Genomic DNA, 15114 nt, shown 5'->3' with positions numbered 1-15114 from the left:
CATTGGCGAGGCACAGGCGTTATCCTGTGCCGCTAATGGAGGCTTTTTCATGCAAATCTACAAAGTCGGCGGTGCGGTCCGTGATCGTTTGCTGGGCATTCCCGTTACCGATATCGATCGCGTCGTGGTTGGTGCGACCACCGAAGAAATGCTCGCCCAGGGCTTTCGTCCGGTAGGTGCAGACTTCCCGGTATTCCTGCATCCCAGGACAGGCGAGGAATACGCCCTCGCCCGCACCGAGCGTAAAAGCGGCCGCGGCTATGGCGGATTTGTCTTTCATGCCAGCCCCGACGTCACCCTGGAAGAAGACCTGATCCGTCGCGACCTGACAATCAATGCCATGGCCGAAGATGACGATGGAAATCTGACCGACCCCTATCATGGCCAGCGCGATTTGAAAGCCCGCGTTCTACGCCACGTTTCCCCCGCGTTCGCCGAAGATCCCCTCAGGGTTCTGCGTGTCGCCCGTTTTTGCGCGCGCTATGCCAGCCTGGGATTTACCGTCGCCCCGGAAACCCTGGACCTGATGCGCCAACTCAGTGATAGCGGCGAATTGGAAGCATTGACACCGGAACGTAGCTGGAAGGAAATTTCCAGGGCGCTGATGGAAGATCAGCCACAGGTATTTATCCAGGTACTGCGAGACTGCGGCGCGCTGAAAACCCTGATGCCGGAAGTCGACGCCCTGTTCGGCGTGCCGCAACCCGAAGCTCACCATCCCGAGATTGATACTGGCGCGCACACCTTGAGCGTGCTGGAACAGGCCGCGCGCCACGGGCAACCCTTGACCGTGCGCTGGGCGTGCCTGCTGCACGATCTGGGCAAGGGCCTGACGCCTGTGGATAAGTTACCGAAGCATATTGCTCACGAGCAAAGGGGCTTGCGGCTTATCAAGGCGGTCAATGAGCGCTTCAAGGTGCCCAGAGATTGCCAGGAACTGGCGCTACTGGTGGGTGAATACCATACCCATGGTCACCGAGCACTGGAGTTGCGGGCCTCGACATTGCTGGAGTTGCTGCAAAGCTTTGACGTTTATCGCCGCCCGCAACGCTTTGAAGAGTTTGTCGTGGCGTGCGAAATGGATGCCCGAGGCCGCAAGGGGCTGGAGGAAAGAAGTTATCCACAGGCTGATTATTTGCGCGGAGCTGCGCTAGCGGCACGCGGTGTTGCCGTTGCGCCATTGCTGGAGCAAGGCTTCAAAGGGCCAGAGTTGGGTGAGGCGCTCAAGCGTGAACGACTCAAGGCATTGAAGGCCTACAAAGAACAACATCTCCTGTAGCGAAGGCCTACCTACAAGAGTGCGTCCGGCGTCAGTTGCTGCGTGTGCCACTCAAACGCGACTGGCGCCAATACCTGGTCGATTTGTGCATCGCGCCACAATGAGGCAAACGTCTTGCCGGCTTCAGGATGCACCCGATCCGGCGCCATCAACGACAGCGGCCAGAGCACAAAGGCATTTTTCAGGATTTCTGCCCGAGGCAAAATCAAACCATCGAAGTTACCCACCAGGTCGCCATACAGCAGCACGTCGATATCCAGGGGCAAGCCCTTGCGATCCGGGGCGTAGCGGCCATTGTCAGCCTCGATGAATTTCAGCCGGCGATCCAATTCCATCAACGGCAAATCGGTATACGCCGACACCACCAGATTGAAAAACGGACCGCTCTTGATGCCCACTGGCTGACTCTCGAACACCGCAGAACAGCGCACGCCGGTCAGAAAACTCGCCAGCGCATCAAGGCCTGCGCACAGATGGGACTCGCGCTCGATATTGCTGCCAAGACCAAGGTAAATCTGAGTTAGCGGCATCCGCGCTCGATCTCCACACCCACGCCCTTGGCTGCCGGAACGGCGCCGGGCTTGGTCAGTTTCAGGTGCAGCCAGGGAATCTGGAATTCACTCATCAATACTTCGGCCAGGCGCTCGGCGAAGGTTTCCACCAATTGGAACTGTGCCTGCCCGGCAAAGGCCTGGATGCGTGCGGACACACTGGCATAGTCGAGCGCCAGGGTCAGGTCATCGCCGGCCGCCGCCGGACGATTGTCCCACGCGAAGCTGAGGTCCAGGCGCAGGCACTGCCTGATACCTCGCTCCCAGTCGTAAGCCCCGATCACGGTGTCGACTTCCAGGCCCTCGATAAACACTCTGTCCAAGCACTCTTCTCCACAGCACGACAAGGGCGCAATGCCCCGTTAGAATCAGGGCGTCCTCGCCCGGAATAGTTAGCATGTTTTGGTTACTGGCGACTCTCGCCTACCTGCTTGGCTCTCTGTCCTTTGCCATTTTGCTCAGCCGCCTGACGGGAAATCCCGATCCGCGAATGAGTGGCTCGGGCAATGCCGGTGCCACCAACATGTTACGCCTGGCCGGCAAGAAACTCGCCGTCCTGACGCTGCTCGGTGATGTCTGCAAAGGCCTCCTGCCAGTACTGATCGCCGATCTCGCCGGTCTTTCCCTGCAACAACAAGCCTGGGTAGGCGTCTGCGCCGTCCTTGGTCATCTGCTCCCACTGTACTTTCGCTTTCGCGGTGGCAAGGGTGTCGCCACGGCGGCCGGTATGCTGCTGGGGATCTACCCACCAGCAGCGTTGCTGGCTATCGGCGCCTGGTTGCTGACGTTCTACCTGACCCGTACCAGCTCCCTGGCGGCATTGATCGCCACACCTCTGACCTTACCGTTGCTGGCCTGGCAGGAACCGGCAGCGCTGATGCCAATGAGCGTGCTGACGCTGCTGATCGTCTGGCGCCACCGGGGCAATTTACGCGACCTGTTTGCCGGGCGCGAACGGCATTTTTAAATACGCCCGATGAACCCCGCTCACGTTCTCCCACTACAGCGGCGACAACTGCTCCATGGGCCAGCGCGCCTGCACGCTGATCGCCAGGCTTTCATGCTGTCCGGCTTGCAGGCGCTGACAACCGGCATAGGCGATCATCGCGCCGTTGTCGGTGCAGAACTCAGGGCGGGCGTAGAACACATCACCCTTCATGTCGCCGAGCATTTTTTCCAGCGAAGTGCGCAAGGCCTTGTTAGCGCTGACGCCCCCTGCGATCACCAGGCGTTTCATGCCCGATTGTTTCAGGGCGCGCTTGCACTTGATGGTCAAAGTTTCCACCACCGCCTGCTGGAACGCCAGCGAGATGTCGCAACGGGCTTGCTCACTGTCGTCCCCGGCGCTGACGCTCTGCTGCCAGGTGTTCAACGCGGAGGTTTTCAAGCCACTGAAGCTGAACATGAGACCGGGGCGATCGCACATCGGGCGCGGGAAGGTGTAGCGGCCAGCGACGCCTTTCTCGGCGAGGTGGGCGATTTCCGGGCCACCCGGATAATTGAGCCCCATCATCTTCGCGGTCTTGTCGAACGCTTCGCCGGCGGCGTCGTCCAGGGACTCGCCCAACAGCGTGTATTGGCCGATTCCGTCGACCTGAACCAGCTGCGTATGGCCGCCCGAAACCAACAAAGCGACGAACGGGAACTGCGGCGGCGTTTTTTCCAGCATGGGCGCCAGTAAATGGCCCTCCATATGGTGCACACCAAGGGCTGGAATGCCCCAGGCAAAAGCCAGCGCCTGGGCGCAAGAAGCCCCAACCAGCAGGGCTCCAACCAATCCGGGGCCAGCGGTGTAGGCAATGGCATCGATCTCGGCTGGCACGCAGCCGGCCTCGTCCAACACCTGGCGGATCAACGGCAGCATGCGCTTGACGTGGTCACGGCTGGCCAGCTCCGGCACCACGCCGCCATAGGCGCGATGCAGGTCGATCTGACTGAACAGCGCATCGGCCAAGAGCCCGCGTTCACTGTCGTAAAGTGCGACACCGGTCTCATCGCAGGAGGTTTCTAATCCCAGTACTAGCATGGGTTTGCGCCTTGTAGAGGCTGAATTCGAAGGCGCGCATAATAGTCGCCACTCCCCCTCCCGACTAGCGGTTTTCGATCAGAGGCTTTGCATTCCGGGCAATGAGGGGTTAACATCCGCAACCCTTAAAAACCGACGACCTCAGCCGCGAATTTTTTGCGACGAGAACGTTGATTCCCGGTAATGAAAGAAGGTAGCTCTGGATGCCAGCCGTCAAAGTAAAAGAGAACGAACCCTTCGACGTAGCTCTGCGTCGTTTCAAGCGCTCCTGCGAAAAAGCCGGTGTTCTGGCTGAAGTTCGTAGCCGCGAATTTTATGAGAAGCCAACTTCTGAGCGTAAGCGTAAAGCAGCAGCCGCTGTTAAGCGTCACGCCAAGAAAGTTCAGCGCGAGCAGCGCCGCGCCGTTCGTCTGTACTAATACACAGACGTTCGTAGCAAGCTTCTGCCAAGCCCGGCCCTCAGCCGGGCTGTTGGCATTTGCGGATATCGCTTGATGCTTCACCGTCGACGCCGCACACGCGACCGAGACACTGCTTCACACGTCAGGACTGGCTCTTTTGCCAGCGGTGCGCGTCTCTTCTGACGAGCCTAACAAGGCTACTGACGAGCACACTCATTCTATAAACAGGCGATCAACAGGTCGACTGTGCCCACCGATGAGCTTCCGAGGCCCGCCATTGGCCGAGACCGGACTCCAGGGCAATACTTTCAATAACGTCGAAGACTGATTGGAACTAACGTCAGTGAATGTTCGGCAGATACACTTCCTGACAGCCCAAGCAGACGATTGATGATCGAGCCGCACGACGCGCGCGCCTCGAACACTTCGACCACCCTTCGGGGCCTCATTGACATGCAGTGATGACGAGAACGCCATGGCCGGGCTCATTCCCCAGAGCTTTATTGACGACCTTCTGAACCGCACCGACATCGTCGATGTTGTCAGCTCGCGCCTGCAAATGAAAAAGGCCGGCAAGAACTACACCGCCTGCTGCCCATTCCATAAAGAAAAGACCCCATCGTTCAGCGTCAGTCCCGACAAGCAGTTCTACTACTGCTTCGGCTGCGGCGCTGGCGGCAATGCCCTCGGCTTCATCATGGACCACGATAACCTGGACTTCCCCCAGGCGGTCGAGGAACTGGCGAAAGCCGCCGGCATGGAAATCCCCCGCGAAGAAAGTGGCCGACCACATAAACCACGGCAACCCACTGATTCGCCGCTGTACCCACTGCTCACCGCCGCTGCCGATTTCTACCGCCAGGCGCTGAAAAGCCACCCGCAGCGCAAAGCGGCCGTCGATTACCTCAAGGGCCGCGGCCTGACCGGGGAAATCGCCCGCGACTTCGGTCTCGGCTTCGCCCCGCCAGGCTGGGACAACCTGTACAAACACCTGAGCAGCGACACCCTGCAGCAGAAAGCCATGATCGACGCCGGCCTGCTGGTGGAAAATGCCGAGACTGGCAAGCGCTATGACCGTTTCCGTGATCGGGTGATGTTCCCGATCCGCGACAGTCGCGGCCGGATCATCGCCTTCGGCGGCCGGGTACTGGGGGACGACAAACCCAAATACCTGAACTCACCGGAAACCCCGGTATTTCACAAGGGCCAAGAGCTCTACGGCCTATTCGAAGCACGCAAGAACAACCGCAACCTCGATGAAATTATCGTGGTTGAAGGCTATATGGACGTTATCGCCCTGGCCCAGCAAGGTCTGCGCAATGCGGTAGCCACTCTTGGCACCGCCACCAGCGAAGAGCATTTGAAGCGACTGTTCCGCGTAGTGCCCAACGTGCTGTTTTGCTTCGACGGCGACAAGGCTGGCAGAAACGCCGCCTGGCGCGCGCTTGAAGCAACGTTGCCGAGCCTGCAGGACGGCCGTCGTGCGCGCTTTCTGTTTCTGCCCGAAGGCGAAGACCCGGACACCCTGGTCCGCTCCGAAGGCACCGACGCCTTCCGTGCACGCATCAATCAACACGCACAACCGCTGGCCGATTATTTTTTCCAGCAACTGACCGAAGAGTCCGATCCGCGCTCCCTCGAAGGCAAGGCCCATATGGTCACCCTTGCGGCGCCGCTGATCGACAAGGTTCCAGGTGCAAACCTGCGAACCCTGATGCGACAGCGACTGCTGGAAATCACCGGCTTGAGCGGCGAAGCGGTCAGCCAGCTGGTGCATAGCGCACCTCAAGACGCACCGCCCGCCTACGATCCCGGTATCGATTACGACGCCATGCCAGATTTCGCCGACTACCACCAGCCTCAGGAGGCGTACGCGCCCCAGCAGGAGTGGACGCCAAAGAAACCGGGGGTAGGCGGCAAGAAATGGGACAAGAAACCCTGGGATAAAAACGGCAAGCGTGGTGGTAGTCGTGACGAACCTCGCGCACCACGCGTCCCAGCTGCTGTAGAACCGCCCACGATGGCAGCCCTGCGTACCCTTTTGCACTATCCGCAACTGGCGCAAAAGGTCGAAGACGCTGGGCATTTCGCAGCCGAGGACCACACCAATACGCAACTGTTGGTGGCACTGCTCGAAGCGGTACAAAAGAATCCTAAGCTAAACTCATTCCAGTTGATTGCACGCTGGCACGGCACCGAACAGGGCCGCTTGCTCAAGGCATTGGCGGAAAAGGAATGGCTGATTGATGGCGACAACCTTGAACAACAGTTTTTCGACACCATTACTAGCTTGTCAGCTCGTCAACGCGAGCGAAATTTGGAACAACTTCTTCGCAAAGCACGTCAGAGTGAATTGACTGCCGAAGAGAAAAATCAACTGCGCGACCTTTTAAGTCGCAATGTTTCCGCATCAAACCCGACCTCAGCTGGCGCGTGAGGTCATAGCTCGGGTATAATCCTCGGCTTGTTTTTTGCCCGCCAAGACCTTCAGTGGATAGGGTGTTATGTCCGGAAAATCGCAACAGCAGTCTCGTATCAAAGAGTTGATCACCCTGGGTCGTGAGCAGAAGTATCTGACTTACGCAGAGGTCAACGACCACCTGCCTGAGGATATTTCAGATCCAGAGCAGGTGGAAGACATCATCCGCATGATTAATGACATGGGGATCCCCGTACACGAGAGTGCTCCGGATGCGGACGCCCTTATGTTGGCCGACTCCGATACCGACGAGGCAGCCGCTGAAGAAGCAGCTGCCGCGTTGGCAGCGGTCGAGACCGACATCGGTCGTACGACTGACCCTGTGCGCATGTATATGCGCGAAATGGGTACGGTAGAGCTGCTGACACGCGAAGGCGAAATTGAAATCGCCAAGCGTATCGAAGAGGGCATTCGTGAAGTGATGGGCGCAATCGCGCACTTCCCAGGCACGGTTGACCACATTCTCTCCGAGTACACTCGCGTCACCACCGAAGGTGGCCGCCTGTCCGACGTCCTGAGCGGTTATATCGACCCGGACGACGGCATTGCGCCACCTGCGGCTGAAGTTCCGCCGCCTGTCGATCCGAAAACCGCGAAAGCGGACGACGATACCGACGAAGAAGAAGCTGAAGCCAGCACCGACGACGACGAAGAAGTCGAAAGCGGTCCGGATCCGGTCGTTGCGGCACAGCGCTTTGGCGCTGTCTCCGACCAGATGGAACTGGCTCGCAAGGCCCTGAAGAAGCACGGCCGTGGCAGCAAGCAGGCAACCGCCGAACTGCTGGCCCTGGCTGAACTCTTCATGCCGATCAAACTGGTGCCGAAGCAGTTCGAAGGCCTGGTTGCACGGGTTCGTGGCGCCCTTGAGCGTCTACGTGCACAAGAGCGCGCCATCATGCAGCTCTGTGTCCGTGATGCGCGCATGCCGCGTACCGACTTCCTGCGCCAGTTCCCGGGCAACGAAGTTGACGAAAGCTGGACCGATGCGCTGGCCAAGGGCAAAAGCAAATATGCTGAAGCTATTGGTCGCTTCCAGGCCGACATTCTTCGTTGCCAGCATAAGCTGATCGCACTGCAGACCGAAACCGGTCTGACGATTGCCGAGATCAAGGACATCAACCGTCGCATGTCGATCGGTGAGGCCAAGGCCCGCCGCGCGAAGAAAGAGATGGTTGAAGCGAACTTGCGTCTGGTGATCTCCATCGCCAAGAAGTACACCAACCGTGGCCTGCAATTCCTCGATCTGATTCAGGAAGGCAACATCGGTTTGATGAAAGCGGTGGACAAGTTCGAATACCGTCGCGGCTACAAGTTCTCGACTTATGCCACCTGGTGGATCCGTCAGGCGATCACTCGCTCGATCGCCGACCAGGCCCGCACCATCCGTATTCCGGTGCACATGATCGAGACCATCAACAAGCTCAACCGTATTTCCCGGCAGATGTTGCAGGAAATGGGTCGTGAACCGACCCCGGAAGAGCTGGGCGAACGCATGGAAATGCCTGAGGATAAAATCCGCAAGGTATTGAAGATTGCTAAAGAGCCGATCTCCATGGAAACCCCGATCGGTGATGACGAAGACTCCCACCTGGGTGACTTCATCGAAGACTCGACCATGCAGTCGCCAATCGATGTCGCCACTGTTGAGAGCCTTAAAGAAGCGACTCGCGACGTACTGTCCGGCCTCACTGCCCGTGAAGCCAAGGTACTGCGCATGCGTTTCGGCATCGACATGAATACCGACCACACCCTTGAGGAAGTCGGTAAACAGTTCGACGTGACCCGTGAGCGGATTCGCCAGATCGAAGCCAAGGCGCTGCGCAAGCTGCGCCACCCGACGAGAAGCGAGCATTTGCGCTCCTTCCTCGACGAGTGATTACAAAACCCCCGGCCTTGGCCGGGGGTTTTGCTTTCTACAGATTAAATCTGCCCGCCTCCCTCCCCCGAAATGCCCGTCTACACTCGAAACATTCCCCGTGCCATAACGAGATCGTTATGCCCAGATTGCCGACCGTGCTACTGCTGTCGCTGCTGGCCTGGACCGCAACGGCTGGCGCGTTGACTCTCACTGATCAAGAGCGTGGCTGGTTGGCGGACCACCCTGAGTTACGCCTGGGCGTTGATGCATCGTGGCCACCGTTTGAATACCGTGATGAAGAAGGTCGCTACCAGGGATTGGCCGCCGACTATGTACGGCTGATCCAGGATCGCCTGGCGATCAAGATCAAACTGATCGAGCCAGCAAACTGGAGTGCGGTACTGGAACAAGCCAAGAACAATCAGCTCGATCTGCTACCGGGCATCATGTCGACCCCGGAACGCCAGAGCTTTTTGTCATTTACCCGGCCCTACCTCGACTTCCCCATCGTAATCCTCGCCCATGAAGGCGGCGCCCAACCTCGCTCCCTCAAAGACCTATACGGTCTGAAGATCGCCGTTGTGGAAAACTACGCGCCCCACGAATTGCTGCGCACCCACCATCCCGACCTCAACCTGGTAGCCATGCCCAACGTCAGCTCAACGCTGCAGGCCCTGGCCACCGATGAAGTCGACGCAGTGGTAGGCGACCTGGCTTCCAGCGTCTGGAGCCTGCGTCAGCTCAAGCTCGACGGCCTGTATGTGAGCGGTGAGACACCCTATCGCTATCAACTGGCGATGGGCGTACCGCAGGATAACAAGGTGCTGATCAGCATTCTGGACAAAGTCCTGGCCGACCTCCGCCCGAACGAAATTGACGCCATCCAGCAACACTGGGTCGGTAACGTCATCGATCATCGAGCCTTCTGGACCGATCTGCTGCTGTATGGACTGCCCGCCGTACTACTATTAAGCACCGTGCTGGCCATTGTCATTCGGATCAACCGCCGGCTCAGTTCGGAAATTTCGCGCAGGGTGGCCCTGGAGCAAGAGCTGCGCAGCAGCGAATACCATTACCGTGGCCTGGTAGAAAGCCTCTCCGCCATCGCTTGGGAAGCCGACATCAACGATTTCACCTACAGCTATGTGTCGCCCCATGCCGAAGAGCTGCTGGGCTATCCCCAAGCGAACTGGCTGACCCCCAGCTTCTGGCGCACCATCATTCATCCCGCCGACCTGACCCGTGCAGAAACCTTCTGCTACCGCGAAACCCGTGCCAATCGCGACCATAGCCTTGACTACCGGGTCATTACTGCCGATGGTCGTTGCCTGTGGGTGCGGAACATTGTCAGCCTGATCGAGCATGGTCATGAACCAGTGATGCGCGGTTTGATGATCGACATCAGCGAGGCCAAGCACACCGAGGAAGCCTTGCGGCTTTCGGAGCAAAAATTTGCCTCGGTGTTCCAGCAGTGCCCAGACATCCTGGTCATTGCCCGGCTGTCGGATGGCTGCTTGCTGGAGGTCAACAAAGCCTTTGAGGATCAAATCGGTCTCAGCGCCGCAGAAGTGGTCGGCAAAACCGCCACCGAGCTGAATATCTGGGGCATTCAAGGCGTCGGCCCCAACCTGCTGAAACAGCTGCAGTCCGCCAGCATTCGCAACCTGGAAATGCCCTTTTTGCGCAGCAACGGCCAAGCATTTACCGGACTGATCTCTGCGGAACCCTTTCAACTAGAGACTACCGAAGCCATTGTGGTGGTGGTTCGCGATATCACCCAACTGAAGGAAACCCAGCAGCAACTGCAGACCTCCGAGGAGAAATTCGCCAAAGCCTTCCACGCGTCACCCGACGGATTGTTACTGACTCGCCTACAGGACGGCCTGCTGCTTGAAGTCAACGAAGGGTTCAGCCGCATCACTGGCTTCAACCGCGCGATGTCACTGGATCAATCAACGCTGGACCTGGGCATCTGGGTGGACCTGAACGAACGCAAGCACATGCTCGAACTGTTGCAACGGGACGGCCTGGTCCTCGATTTCGTTTGCCACATCCGGCGCAATGACGGCCAGGTCCGCCTGTGCGAAGTATCCAGCCGTCCGCTGCCCATCGGCGACGAAGACTGCATGCTGACCATCGCCCGAGACATCACCGAACGTCAGCTAATGCAGGAAAAACTGCAACAGGCCGCGACAGTTTTCGAGAGCACTGCCGAAGGCGTACTGATCACCGATATCCGGCAAAACATCAGCGCCGTCAACCGTGCGTTCAGCGAAATCACCGGCTACAGCGAAACCGAAGCGCTGGGCCATACCCCACGCCTGCTTGCCTCAGGCCTGCATGACAGCGCTTTCTACGCAGCCATGTGGCACCAGTTGACCGCCCACGGCCACTGGCAGGGCGAGATTTCCAATCGCCGCAAGAACGGCGAGCTTTATCCTAGTTGGCTAACCATCAGTGCCGTGCGTAACCGCGACCAGTTGATCACCCACTTTGTTGCGGTGTTCGCCGACATCTCCAGCCTCAAACACGCCCAGGCGCGGCTCGACTATCAGGCCCATCACGACCCACTGACCGGTCTGCCTAACCGCACGCTGTTTGAAAGTCGCCTGCAGGCCGCCCTCAACAATCAACAGGAAACCGGCAGCCAGGGCGCCGTACTGTTTCTCGACCTCGACCGCTTCAAGCACATCAACGACAGCCTCGGCCATCCGATCGGCGACCTGCTGCTCAAGGACATCGCCATTCGCCTCAAGGACCAGTTGCGCGACATCGACACCGTCGCCCGCCTGGGCGGCGACGAATTCATCATCCTGCTTCCAGGCCTGCAACAAGCCAGCGACGCCGAGCACCTGGCCAATAAACTGCTGGCCTGCTTCATCCCGCCATTCCAGGCCGGCGAACACGAGTTCTTTATCAGCGCCAGTATCGGCACCAGCCTCTATCCCCAGGACGGCATTGACGTCGCCACCCTGGTAAAAAACGCCGACGCCGCCATGTACCGCTCCAAGGCCAAGGGCCGCAACCGGGTCGAGAGCTACACCCGAGACCTCACCGCCCAGGCCAACGAGCGAGTGGCGCTGGAACACGAACTGCGTCGGGCAATCGAACGGGACGAATTGTTCCTTTACTACCAGCCGCAGCTAAGCCTGAGTACTCAACAACTGATCGGCGCCGAAGCGCTGCTTCGCTGGCGTCACCCCACCTTCGGCGACGTACCGCCCGAGCACTTCATTGCCCTGGCCGAAGAGAACGGCATGATCCTGCAAATTGGCGACTGGGTACTGGAACAGGCCTGCCAGCAAATGCACGCCTGGAAAGAGGCCTACGAGGACTTCGGCCCGCTTTCTGTCAACCTCGCTGGCGCCCAACTGCGTCACCCCAACCTACTGGCACGCATCGAACAACTGCTGCGGGACAACCGCCTGGAACCGGGCTGCCTGCAACTGGAAATCACCGAAAACTTCATCATGAGCCAGGCCGAAGAAGCCCTGGAGGTATTGCATCAACTCAAGCGCCTCGGCGTGCAACTGGCCATCGATGACTTCGGCACCGGCTATTCATCCCTCAGCTACCTGAAACGCCTGCCCCTGGACTTCCTGAAGATCGATCAATCCTTCGTCCGCGGCCTGCCCGACGACACCCACGACGTGGCCATAGTCCGAGCCATCATCGCCCTGGGCCACAGCATGCAATTCACCATCATCGCCGAAGGCGTAGAAACCCCCGCCCAACAAGCCTTCCTCGCCGCCGAAGGCTGCGAACAGATGCAAGGCTACATCGTCAGCCTGCCCCTGCCCGCCGACGTATTCGCCGCCACATTCCTTCGCATGAACCTTTCGGATTTTTCGGATAGCACAGCAGAGAAACCATCGCTATAATCCGCGACCTACTGAGGGCCTATAGCTCAGTTGGTTAGAGCAGGGGACTCATAATCCCTTGGTCGTAGGTTCGAGTCCTACTGGGCCCACCAAATTGAAAGCCGCGCATTGCGCGGCTTTTTCGTATCCGTCGTAAAAATGCTAGACCAGCCCCGTAGTCCAAAGGTACAAATTCAGGACGCCCCTCGCTTGGGATAAGGTGCAACACAACACTCTGAAAAACACTTGGCGCAACGGCCGCGGATGGCGGCGGGCTTGCACGGCGACCTCAGGGAGCTCTTAGCCTGGCTGATGACTGCCTAGCGCTGATGTAGTGTATTAACGTCACCTTTGCCTGCGGTTTCGCGCAGGTACTCTCCCATCGAGTCATCGAGCGCCTGCAACCAGCGCGTGTGGTGCGGGACCGCAGCCGTACCGGTGATCACCGAACGATAGGATTTGTCGCGATAACCCATGATGTCGTGCTTCTTGTCAGCCTTCCACTTGAGGAAAATCCGATTCACTGCGTCGATATCGAAGCTTGGATAGTCGGTCTGCCCAATCAGGTGTTTGATGTAGCTGCCCTGAAATTCGTACATGGAGGCAGTGGACTCCAGGCTTTCTTCCTCGGCACGCCAGCGAGCGCTGTCGGCCTTCATGGCTGCCTGTTCGGGTAGGGTAATACGACCGAGCATATAGTCGCGGGCAAACCAGGCCTGGGCATCGAACAGGTTGAAGCTGTACCAAAGGTCCTGCATGCCGAGGTAGATCAATTGCGGGTTGTCCTCCCATATCACCCCTTGATAGAGCTCTGTGGGCCAGAGACGGTTAGCCGTCTGGAGTGTCAGTTCCTCAGACAGGAAGGGGAAGTGGTGCTTGTAGCCTGTGCAGAGAATAATCGCGTCCACCCGCTTGCTCGATCCGTCGACGAAATACGCCAAGTCGCCGTCTACCTTGCTCAGTTGCGGACGTTCCTCCCAGTTCTTTGGCCACTTGTAGCCCATCGGCTGCGTGCGATAAGCGCTGGTTATCGAGCGCGCGCCGTACTTGTAGCACTGCGAGCCTATGTCTTCAGCAGAGTAGCTGCTTCCCACGATTAACAGATCCTTGCCCTTGAGCTCCGTTGCTTCGCGAAAATCGTGGGCGTGCAGGATTCGCCCCGAGAAACGGTCGAAGCCCTCGAAAGCAGGCACGTTTGGCGTCGAGAAATGTCCGCTGGCCACGACCACAAAGTCGAATACCTGTGTCACGTTTTGCTGGAGGCTGTAGTCGTGGGCGGTGACGGTAAATTGCCGCGTAGCCTTGTCGAAGCTGACGTGCTTGACCGCAGTATTGAAGCGAATGTAATCGCGCACACCGGCCTTGCTCACCCGGCCCTGGATGTAATCCCAAAGCACCTCACGGGGCGGGTAAGAGGAAATCGGTCGACCGAAATGCTCATCGAAGCTGTAATCGGCGAACTCCAGGCATTCTTTCGGACCGTTGGACCATAGGTAACGGTACATGCTCCCATGGACCGGCTCGCCGTGCTCATCTAGCCCGGTGCGCCAGGTGTAGTTCCACATTCCGCCCCAGTCGGCCTGCTTCTCGAAGCAAACCACTTCCGGCATGGGGGCGCCTTTGGCATGTGCGGATTGAAAGGCGCGCAGTTGCGCCAGGCCGGAAGGACCGGCACCGATAATAGCGACACGAATAGACATAGGAGTCCCTCAACAGATTAAACGCGGCAAAAATAAAACACCCAACCCCAGACGGCTAAAGCCGCAGGCAACGGGAGAAAGAGTTCAGGCGTTAAGCTGCAGGTGGAGGGAACGAGCGCTTGCGTTTAAGAGCCACCAGGACGTCATGTGGCAGAATTGGCTGGTATTGAAACCGTCCCGAGAGCAGAGCAATCGCAGAAGGAAAAGCGGTGAGCGGAGGGGATTTCTGGTTAGGCCCATACCCATCACTGCGGGGCGCAGGACGGGGGGCTGAAAAGCGAAAGATACGTGTGTTCTCATGCATGGGGGCTGATTTAGCCTCTTTTCGTTATGAATGCTTTTTAGCTATAAGGGATAAATACGATGATTACAAGGATAAGACAGAGGCCTGCATTCCCATCGTGCCCCTCAGCTCACCAACGCATCAACAACGCCTTGCGCCGTGATCAGCAACTGCCCATCGTCTCTGAACGCCCCAATCACCTGTAACCCCACCGGCAACTCCCCTTCCCCACGCGTCACCGGCAGATTCACCTGCGGCAACCCAAACGCGCCCCAGAACTTGATGAAGTCAGAAGGGCCCGTGGTCTCCAGCCCCACCGGCGCCAGAGTCCCGCAGGAAACACTCAACATCGCATCAAACGGCTGACAGATCTGCGCGAGCTGCGGAGCCAGTTGTGCCAGGCGGGCCTTGGCTGCCGATTCCTGCTCCCAGCTCGTAGCTTTCGCGCGGTTGATCATGGCCAGTGTCGAATCACTGAGCAATTCAGGATGGGCCTGAAACTCCTTGGCCAATGACCGAGCGCCCTCGCAATCGTTGATCAGTTGGTGATCGTCGAATACTCCATCGAACGCCGTGGGTGGACGAGCCCCATGAAAGACAGGACACCGTTTCCCCCTTACGATAAGGGATAGGCAAACGGTTATGTTTATGACTAATAGCAACGACAAGAGTGGGGA

At 58.5% G+C, this 15114-nt stretch carries 10 protein-coding genes, 1 tRNA gene and 1 pseudogene; 7 read left to right on the top strand and 5 right to left on the bottom strand.

What is annotated here, in order from left to right; translation table 11 throughout:
- Positions 1-49: 49 nt before the first annotated feature.
- Positions 50-1279, top strand: coding sequence for a multifunctional CCA addition/repair protein (locus tag ACZRKZ_RS25615; protein WP_463983097.1), 1230 nt, complete (start codon positions 50-52; stop codon positions 1277-1279).
- An 11-nt stretch (positions 1280-1290) separates the two neighbouring features.
- On the opposite strand, the gene folK is transcribed toward ACZRKZ_RS25615, so the two are convergent.
- Together folK and folB are read right to left on the bottom strand one after the other, a co-directional pair.
- A complete protein-coding gene (gene folK / locus ACZRKZ_RS25610) occupies positions 1291-1809 on the bottom strand; it encodes a 2-amino-4-hydroxy-6-hydroxymethyldihydropteridine diphosphokinase (protein ID WP_463967888.1) in 519 nt (172 codons plus the stop codon).
- A complete protein-coding gene (gene folB / locus ACZRKZ_RS25605; RefSeq protein ID WP_463967887.1) occupies positions 1800-2153 on the bottom strand; it encodes a dihydroneopterin aldolase in 354 nt (117 codons plus the stop codon). Before folB ends, folK begins: the two co-directional genes overlap by 10 nt.
- A 74-nt stretch (positions 2154-2227) precedes the next feature.
- On the opposite strand from folB, the gene plsY reads away from it, so the two are divergent.
- Positions 2228-2797 (top strand): glycerol-3-phosphate 1-O-acyltransferase PlsY, encoded by a 570-nt coding sequence (gene plsY / locus ACZRKZ_RS25600; RefSeq protein ID WP_350614374.1) that lies wholly within the window; start codon positions 2228-2230, stop codon positions 2795-2797.
- A 33-nt stretch (positions 2798-2830) separates the two neighbouring features.
- On the opposite strand, the gene tsaD is transcribed toward plsY, so the two are convergent.
- The gene (gene tsaD, locus ACZRKZ_RS25595) at positions 2831-3856 is read right to left on the bottom strand and encodes a tRNA (adenosine(37)-N6)-threonylcarbamoyltransferase complex transferase subunit TsaD (RefSeq protein WP_463967886.1); all 1026 of its coding nucleotides are present in this window, start codon (positions 3854-3856) and stop codon (positions 2831-2833) included.
- Between the two features lie 203 nt (positions 3857-4059).
- Between tsaD and rpsU the strand changes: the two genes are divergently transcribed.
- The 5 genes from rpsU to ACZRKZ_RS25570 all read left to right on the top strand — a co-directional run bounded on the left by rpsU (position 4060) and on the right by ACZRKZ_RS25570 (position 12567).
- The gene (gene rpsU, locus ACZRKZ_RS25590; RefSeq protein WP_002551877.1) at positions 4060-4275 is read left to right on the top strand and encodes a 30S ribosomal protein S21; all 216 of its coding nucleotides are present in this window, start codon (positions 4060-4062) and stop codon (positions 4273-4275) included.
- 457 nt (positions 4276-4732) lie between these two features.
- Positions 4733-6694: a DNA primase gene (dnaG, locus tag ACZRKZ_RS25585; RefSeq protein WP_463983096.1), complete on the top strand. Its 1962-nt coding sequence runs from the start codon at positions 4733-4735 to the stop codon at positions 6692-6694.
- Between the two features lie 67 nt (positions 6695-6761).
- Positions 6762-8612: an RNA polymerase sigma factor RpoD gene (rpoD, locus tag ACZRKZ_RS25580; protein WP_463967884.1), complete on the top strand. Its 1851-nt coding sequence runs from the start codon at positions 6762-6764 to the stop codon at positions 8610-8612.
- 119 nt (positions 8613-8731) lie between these two features.
- A complete protein-coding gene (locus ACZRKZ_RS25575; protein WP_463983095.1) occupies positions 8732-12475 on the top strand; it encodes an EAL domain-containing protein in 3744 nt (1247 codons plus the stop codon).
- Positions 12476-12490: 15 nt separating this feature from the next.
- Positions 12491-12567 (top strand) — tRNA-Ile (locus ACZRKZ_RS25570).
- A gap of 207 nt (positions 12568-12774) precedes the next feature.
- On the opposite strand, the gene ACZRKZ_RS25565 is transcribed toward ACZRKZ_RS25570, so the two are convergent.
- The gene (locus ACZRKZ_RS25565) at positions 12775-14154 is read right to left on the bottom strand and encodes an NAD(P)-binding domain-containing protein (protein WP_463983094.1); all 1380 of its coding nucleotides are present in this window, start codon (positions 14152-14154) and stop codon (positions 12775-12777) included.
- Positions 14155-14562: 408 nt separating this feature from the next.
- Positions 14563-15015, bottom strand: a pseudogene (locus ACZRKZ_RS25560) (amidase); the annotation flags it as partial.
- Positions 15016-15114: the final 99 nt, after the last annotated feature.

The sequence above is a fragment of the Pseudomonas sp. c313 genome, from assembly GCF_055407145.1.
Note: the sequence above shows the minus strand (reverse complement) of the source record. Positions and strands in the feature narration are given on the sequence as shown.

Excerpts from the sequence above, each read along its gene's own strand:
- rpsU (WP_002551877.1), top strand. The coding sequence starts at position 4,060 with ATGCCAGCCGTCAAAGTAAAAGAGAACGAACCCTTCGACGTAGCTCTG.
- dnaG (WP_463983096.1), top strand. The coding sequence starts at position 4,733 with ATGGCCGGGCTCATTCCCCAGAGCTTTATTGACGACCTTCTGAACCGC.
- ACZRKZ_RS25575 (WP_463983095.1), top strand. The coding sequence starts at position 8,732 with ATGCCCAGATTGCCGACCGTGCTACTGCTGTCGCTGCTGGCCTGGACC.
- folK (WP_463967888.1), bottom strand. The coding sequence starts at position 1,809 with ATGCCGCTAACTCAGATTTACCTTGGTCTTGGCAGCAATATCGAGCGC.
- plsY (WP_350614374.1), top strand. The coding sequence starts at position 2,228 with ATGTTTTGGTTACTGGCGACTCTCGCCTACCTGCTTGGCTCTCTGTCC.
- tsaD (WP_463967886.1), bottom strand. The coding sequence starts at position 3,856 with ATGCTAGTACTGGGATTAGAAACCTCCTGCGATGAGACCGGTGTCGCA.
- ACZRKZ_RS25565 (WP_463983094.1), bottom strand. The coding sequence starts at position 14,154 with ATGTCTATTCGTGTCGCTATTATCGGTGCCGGTCCTTCCGGCCTGGCG.
- ACZRKZ_RS25615 (WP_463983097.1), top strand. The coding sequence starts at position 50 with ATGCAAATCTACAAAGTCGGCGGTGCGGTCCGTGATCGTTTGCTGGGC.
- rpoD (WP_463967884.1), top strand. The coding sequence starts at position 6,762 with ATGTCCGGAAAATCGCAACAGCAGTCTCGTATCAAAGAGTTGATCACC.